The organism is Polaromonas sp. P1_G2 (assembly GCF_056405515.1).
In genome coordinates this window covers 1-5,936 of record NZ_JBFUBY010000258.1, presented here as the reverse complement: position 1 = coordinate 5,936, position 5,936 = coordinate 1, and the positions used below count along the sequence as shown (strand labels likewise).

The following is a 5,936-nucleotide window of genomic DNA, read 5'->3' as shown; positions in this document are numbered from 1 at the left end:
GCCCGCGACTATGCCGGCCGGGACAGCGCCAGCCGGCCCGTGGCGGCGTCGGCCATTGCCGCCTACGAGCGGCCGGGTGCTTCCGTCGCCGCATCGCCCGACGCGAGCGACCAGGCCCCGGACCATTCAACATGAGCGTGCTGGTCGCCGACGGTGAGCGGCCGCGTGAGGGCGGAGCGGACCGCAAGGTGGTCGATGTCGCGGTGGGCGTCCTGATCCGCCCCGATGGCGACTTCCTGCTGACATCCCGTCCTCCCGGCAAGGTCTACGAAGGCTACTGGGAATTTCCGGGCGGCAAGCTGGAGCAAGGCGAAAGCGTTGAAGCTGCGCTGCGCCGCGAACTGCAGGAAGAAATCGGCGTGACCATAGGTGCGGTCCATCCCTGGAAGGTCGAGATGGTCGACTACCCGCATGCGCTGGTGCGCCTGAATTTCTGCAAGGTGTTCGAGTGGACCGGTGAGCTGCAGATGCACGAGGGCCAGTCTTATGCCTGGCAATCGCTGCCTGTCAGCGTGGAACCGGTCTTGCCGGGCACAGTGCCGGTGCTGGCCTGGTTTGCCGAAGAACGGGGCTTTGCCGGCGCGACCTGCTGATCTGCCTTGCTTCCGCGCGTTGCCTCAGCCGGCAAACACCCAGTTCTTGCTTGCGCCCAGCACCGCGTCGGGGTAAGGCGATTTGCCGCGTGAGCCGTTGTAGCGACCCAGGCCCAGGAAGAGGTCACCGCGCTCCCTGTCCAGGTAGTGGCGCAGGATCACACAGCCGAAGCGCAGGTTGGTCTGCATGTGGAACAGCTTGCCGGGGTCACCGTCCCCGATCACGCGCGTCCAGAAGGGCATGACCTGCATGTAGCCGCGCGCGCCGACGTTGCTGACCGCGAACTTGCGGAAGTTGCTTTCGACCTGGATCAGGCCCAGCACCAGCGTGGTGTCCAATCCGGCGCGCTTGCTTTCATACCAGACGGTTTGCAAAAACTCCTTGCGGATCTGCCACTCGGGTTTTTTCTTCTTGAGGCGGTCGCTCATGGCGCCCAGCCAGCGCAGGTAGGTCAGGCGGCTTTCCGTGTCCTTGAACTCGGGCACGGGAGGCGCCTGGTTGGCGATGGCCGAGCTCAGCGCGGTGCGCACCGAATCGATCAAGGGCTCTTCGATCTGCGCGCCGGCATGCGCCTGCCGCGCCAGCAGCAGCGGGCTGCAGGCAATTGGCAAGGCCAGTAGGCAGCTTCGGCGGGAGAGCCCCTGCGCCTTGGCCGGGGCGGCACCGGATGCGGACATGGTCAATGAGCGCACGGAAACCATGGAAACGTCAAAGCGCCAGCTTTCCCTTGAGGAAGTCGAAGGCGCCGGCAACGTCTATCTTGCTGGAGGCCGCGTCGCGGCGGTGCTGGTATTCGAGTTGCCCGTCTTTCAGGCCGCGGTCGCCGATGGTCACGCGGTGCGGCACGCCTATCAGTTCCCAGTCGGCGAACATGGCACCGGGCCGCTCGCCACGGTCGTCCAGGATCACGTCCACACCGGCCGCGAGCAGCTCGCCATAAAGTTTGTTGGCGGCCGCTTCGACTTCGGGGAAGCGGTCGGGGCTGATGGGGCACAGCACCACGGTAAAGGGGGCAATGGCGTCGGGCCAGATGATGCCGCGCTCGTCGTGGTTTTGCTCGATGGCCGCGGCCGGCAGACGCGTGATGCCGATGCCGTAGCAACCCATCTCCATGAATTGCGGTTTGCCGTTTTCACCCAGGAAGGTGGCGTTCATGGCCCGGCTGTATTTGGTGCCGAGGTAGAACACATGGCCGACCTCGATGCCGCGCTCTATCACCAGCGCCCCCTTGCCGTCCGGCGATGGGTCGCCCGCCACCACATTGCGAATGTCGGCCACCCGTTCGGGCTCTGGCAGGTCACGGCCCCAGTTGACGCCCGTCATGTGGAAATCGGCCTCATTGGCGCCGCACACCCAGTCGGCCATGGCGGCGACTTCGCGGTCGACCACCAGCTTGACGGGTTTCTTCAAATTCAGCGGGCCGAGGTAGCCTGGCTTGCAACCAAAGTGGTCTTCAATCTCGGGCAGGGTCGCGAAGCGGAAATCAGCCAGGCCCGGCACCTTGCCGACCTTGACTTCGTTCATGTCGTGGTCGCCGCGCAGTAGCAGCAGCCAGACCTGCGACTTCACGGTCTTGCCCGTGTCGTCCAATTCGTCGGTGGCCATCACCAGCGACTTCACTGTGGTGTTCAGCGGGATGCCCAACAGTTCGGCCACGCCGGCGCAGGTGGCCTTGCCGGGGGTGGGTGTTTTGGCCATGGCCTGCGACGCCGGCTTGCGCGCGCCCTGGGGCGGCAGTGCCTCGGCTTTTTCCATGTTGGCGGCGTAATCGCTGCCGGGGCAGTAGACGATGGCGTCTTCGCCAGTGGCGGCAATCACCTGGAATTCTTCGCTGAGGTCACCGCCTATGGCACCGCTGTCGGCGGCGACTGCGCGGTAGGTGAGGCCGAAGCGGTCGAAGATCTTGCGGTAGGCGGCCGCCATGACCTGGTAGCTGGCTTTGGCACCGGCCTGGTCGCGGTCGAAACTGTAGGCATCCTTCATGATGAACTCGCGCCCGCGCATCAAGCCGAAGCGGGGGCGGCGCTCGTCGCGGAACTTGGTCTGGATCTGGTACAGGTTCTTCGGCAGCTGCTTGTAGCTCTTGATGTCCTGGCGCATCACGTCGGTGACGACTTCTTCGCTGGTCGGCTGGACGATGAAGTCGCGGCCGTGGCGGTCCTTGATGCGCAGCAGCTCGGGGCCCATTTTTTCAAAGCGGCCGGTCTCCTGCCAGAGTTCGGCCGGCTGGATCACCGGCATGGTCATCTCCACGGCGCCGGCGCGGTTCATTTCCTCGCGCACGATGGCTTCGACCTTGCGGATCACGCGCAGGCCCATGGGCATGTAGTTGTAAACGCCGGCCCCCAGTTTCTTGATCATGCCGGCCCGCATCATGAGCTGGTGGCTGACGACTTCCGCGTCGGCAGGGGCTTCCTTGAGGGTGGAAATGAAGAACTGGGAGGCTTTCATGGGCGGTTTTCGGGGATTCCGGGTGGGAAAATTGGGGAAAAGGTGCTGCAGCCCGCCGTGCGCTTGGCGCTGGGGCCTTCGCTGTGCATAATGGACTCAGTTTAAAAAATTTGAGGTTTGATTATGCTTGACCGGGACGGCTTTAGGCCCAACGTCGGCATCATCTTGCTCAACCAGAGAAGTCAGGTATTTTGGGGCAAACGTATCCGTACCCACTCGTGGCAATTTCCGCAGGGTGGCATTGATCGGGGCGAAAATCCCGAGCAGGCCATGTACCGCGAGTTGCATGAAGAAGTGGGGCTGTTGCCGCAGCATGTGAATGTGCTGGCCCGAACCCGAGACTGGTTGCGCTATGAGGTGCCTGACCGGTTCATCCGCCGCGATGCGCGCGGACATTACAAAGGCCAGAAACAAATCTGGTTTCTCCTTCAGCTGGTCGGCCACGACTGGGACCTGAACCTGCGCGCCACCGACCATCCCGAGTTCGATGCCTGGCGCTGGAACGACTACTGGGTGCCGCTGGACGTGGTGGTCGAGTTCAAGCGCGGTGTTTATGAGATGGCGCTGACCGAGCTTTCAAGGTTTGTTCCGCGCGTGGACAACCGGGCCGAACCGCGCCCGGACCATCGCAATCGCTACCTGCGCGGTGGCCTGCACCAGCGCGACCACGCGGGCACGCCCGGTGAGGCCGGATTCCATGCCGCGGGCGAGTCTTTTCACGCCCAGATCAGGCCGGGTGCCTCTTTTGAATTGCCGCCCGGCGCCACCTTTGAACCCGATCCGCAAACCAGCCTGGGCGCGGATCCCACTATCCCAAAACCATGAAATTCACATCGGCCTTTCTGGCCTCGCTCTTCCTGGCGGTGCTTGGCGTCCCGGGCTTGGCACAAGCCCAGGCGTACGTGCTGGAAGATCCCGCCGACTGGAAGGAAATCGAGACACCGCCGCCACCGGCGTTTGACGTCAAGAAGCTGATCACGTTCGAGGTCTCGCCCAATTCCCAGCTGGTGTACGGCGTGGACCCGGCCGCCCTCAGCATTTCCCCAAAGGATGGGGTCGTGCGCTATGTCATGGTGGCGTCCAATGCCAGCGGCGCCCGCAATGTGATGTATGAAGGCATACGCTGCTCAACCGGCGAATTCAAAACCTATGCGCGCCAATCAGCGGACGGGAAATGGACGCACGTTAGCAATCCGGAGTGGCGTTCGCTGTTTGAAAACATGCCGTCCAAGCATGCCTTGCGCTTTGCCCGGGCCGGTGCCTGCGACAGCGCCGCGCCCGCGACCTCGGTCGATGTGCTGGTCAGGCGCTTGAAAAACCCGAACTACCGGATGGCCGATTAATATCGGCCGACTTGCCGATCACCCACGCAGAGCTAGCGGGTCAATACGAGGTTGGTGCGGTGGACCATTTCGGGCTCACCCGTGTAGCCCAGCAGTTTCTCGAATTCCGAGGATGCCTTGCGGCAGATCAGCCGGGCTTCGGCGCTGGAATAGTTGGCCAGGCCGCGCGCGATCTCCGTCCCCTCGGGACTTCGGATGGCGATGACGTCGCCACGCGAAAAATCGCCCTGAACAGCCGTCATGCCGATGGGCAGCAGGCTTTTTCCCTCGCCTTGCACCTTGACCACCGCACCCGCGTCCACCGTGACCGAGCCGCGCATCTGCAGGTGATCGGCCATCCATTGCTTGCGTGCCTGCATCTTCTGGGTCTGCGCCACGAGCAGTGTGCCTATGGGCTCGCCCTGCGTCAGCCGTATCAGCGCCTGCGGTTCGCGGCCCCAGGCGATCACGGTTGACGCGCCCGATCCCGCGGCGCGCTTGGCGGCCAGGATTTTGGTGATCATGCCGCCTTTGCCGATGCTGGATCCAGCGCCCCCTGCCATGGCTTCCAGCGCCGGGTCGCCGGCTTTGGCTTCGTGTACAAACTGCGCCGCCGGGTCCTTGCGCGGGTCGGCGGTGTACAAGCCTTTCTGGTCTGTGAGGATGACCAGCGCATCGGCCTCCACCAGGTTGGCGACCAGCGCACCCAGCGTGTCGTTGTCGCCGAACTTGATCTCGTCGTTGACCACCGTGTCGTTTTCGTTGATGACGGGGACGACGCCGAGCTGCAGCAGGGCCAGCAGGGTGGAGCGGGCGTTGATGTAGCGTTCGCGATCGGCCAGGTCGGCGTGTGTGAGCAGGACCTGGGCGCTGCCGATGCCGTTTTCACGCAGCTTGGTTTCGTAGACCTGGACCAGGCCCATCTGGCCTACCGCGGCGGCGGCTTGCAGCTCATGGATGGCCCTGGGGCGCGCGCTCCAGTTCAGGCGCTTCATGCCTTCGGCAATGGCGCCGCTGCTCACCATGATCACCTCGCGCCCGTCCTTGACGAGAGCCGCCAGCTGTTCGCACCACAGGCCGATGGCGGTTGCATCCAGCCCGCGGCCCTCGTTGGTGACCAGGCTGGAACCCACCTTGACCACAATGCGTCTGGCGTTGCGCAGGATGGAGGAGCCTGGTTTGTCTTGCATGTTCAGTACTTCTCAGGCTGCGTTCCCGTCAACACGGCATCGGCAGCGGTTGTTTGTGGAGTGGGGCAGATGCAGCCCTGCATCTTCCTGCGGCTGGGGTGCCGGAAACAAGAATGTCAGGACGGTTCCGGCGATTCAGGGGGCAGCGGGGCGAAGCGCGGGTCGATTTCTTCCACCGGCTGCTCGCTTTTTTGCACCTGCTTGACGTGCTGGTAGATCGTCTTGATCAGGTGCTCGCAGCCCTCGCGCGTCAGCGCTGAAATCTCGAACACCGGGCCCTTGAATTTGAAACGCTTGACGAAGTCCTTGACGATGGCCGCGCGCTTGTCGTTGTCCACCATATCGAGCTTGTTCAGAACCAGCCAGCGCGGTTTTTCAT

6 protein-coding genes and 1 pseudogene are annotated in these 5,936 nt (G+C 63.6%); 3 read left to right on the top strand and 4 right to left on the bottom strand.

The window, feature by feature from the left end; all coding sequences use genetic code 11:
• Positions 1 to 131 precede the first annotated feature (131 nt).
• Positions 132 to 593: an NUDIX domain-containing protein gene (locus tag AC1D0P_RS20570; RefSeq protein ID WP_477678451.1), complete on the top strand. Its 462-nt coding sequence runs from the start codon at positions 132 to 134 to the stop codon at positions 591 to 593.
• A gap of 24 nt (positions 594 to 617) precedes the next feature.
• Here AC1D0P_RS20570 and AC1D0P_RS20565 read toward each other — a convergent pair whose 3' ends face one another.
• A complete protein-coding gene (locus AC1D0P_RS20565) occupies positions 618 to 1,271 on the bottom strand; it encodes a lytic transglycosylase domain-containing protein (protein WP_477652806.1) in 654 nt (217 codons plus the stop codon).
• Between the two features lie 31 nt (positions 1,272 to 1,302).
• Positions 1,303 to 3,045 carry a proline--tRNA ligase gene (locus AC1D0P_RS20560; protein ID WP_477678450.1) on the bottom strand — a complete coding sequence of 581 codons (1,743 nt, stop codon included), beginning with the start codon at positions 3,043 to 3,045 and terminating at the stop codon, positions 1,303 to 1,305.
• Between the two features lie 123 nt (positions 3,046 to 3,168).
• Between AC1D0P_RS20560 and AC1D0P_RS20555 the strand changes: the two genes are divergently transcribed.
• Together AC1D0P_RS20555 and AC1D0P_RS20550 are read left to right on the top strand one after the other, a co-directional pair.
• Positions 3,169 to 3,870, top strand: coding sequence for an RNA pyrophosphohydrolase (locus AC1D0P_RS20555; RefSeq protein WP_477678449.1), 702 nt, complete (start codon positions 3,169 to 3,171; stop codon positions 3,868 to 3,870).
• A complete protein-coding gene (locus AC1D0P_RS20550; protein WP_477678448.1) occupies positions 3,867 to 4,388 on the top strand; it encodes a CNP1-like family protein in 522 nt (173 codons plus the stop codon). The genes AC1D0P_RS20555 and AC1D0P_RS20550 overlap by 4 nt, the downstream gene beginning before the upstream one ends.
• A 32-nt stretch (positions 4,389 to 4,420) precedes the next feature.
• Here AC1D0P_RS20550 and proB read toward each other — a convergent pair whose 3' ends face one another.
• Together proB and obgE are read right to left on the bottom strand one after the other, a co-directional pair.
• A complete protein-coding gene (gene proB, locus AC1D0P_RS20545) occupies positions 4,421 to 5,557 on the bottom strand; it encodes a glutamate 5-kinase (protein ID WP_477678447.1) in 1,137 nt (378 codons plus the stop codon).
• Positions 5,558 to 5,673: 116 nt separating this feature from the next.
• Positions 5,674 to 5,936: pseudogene (gene obgE / locus AC1D0P_RS20540) on the bottom strand (GTPase ObgE); the annotation flags it as partial.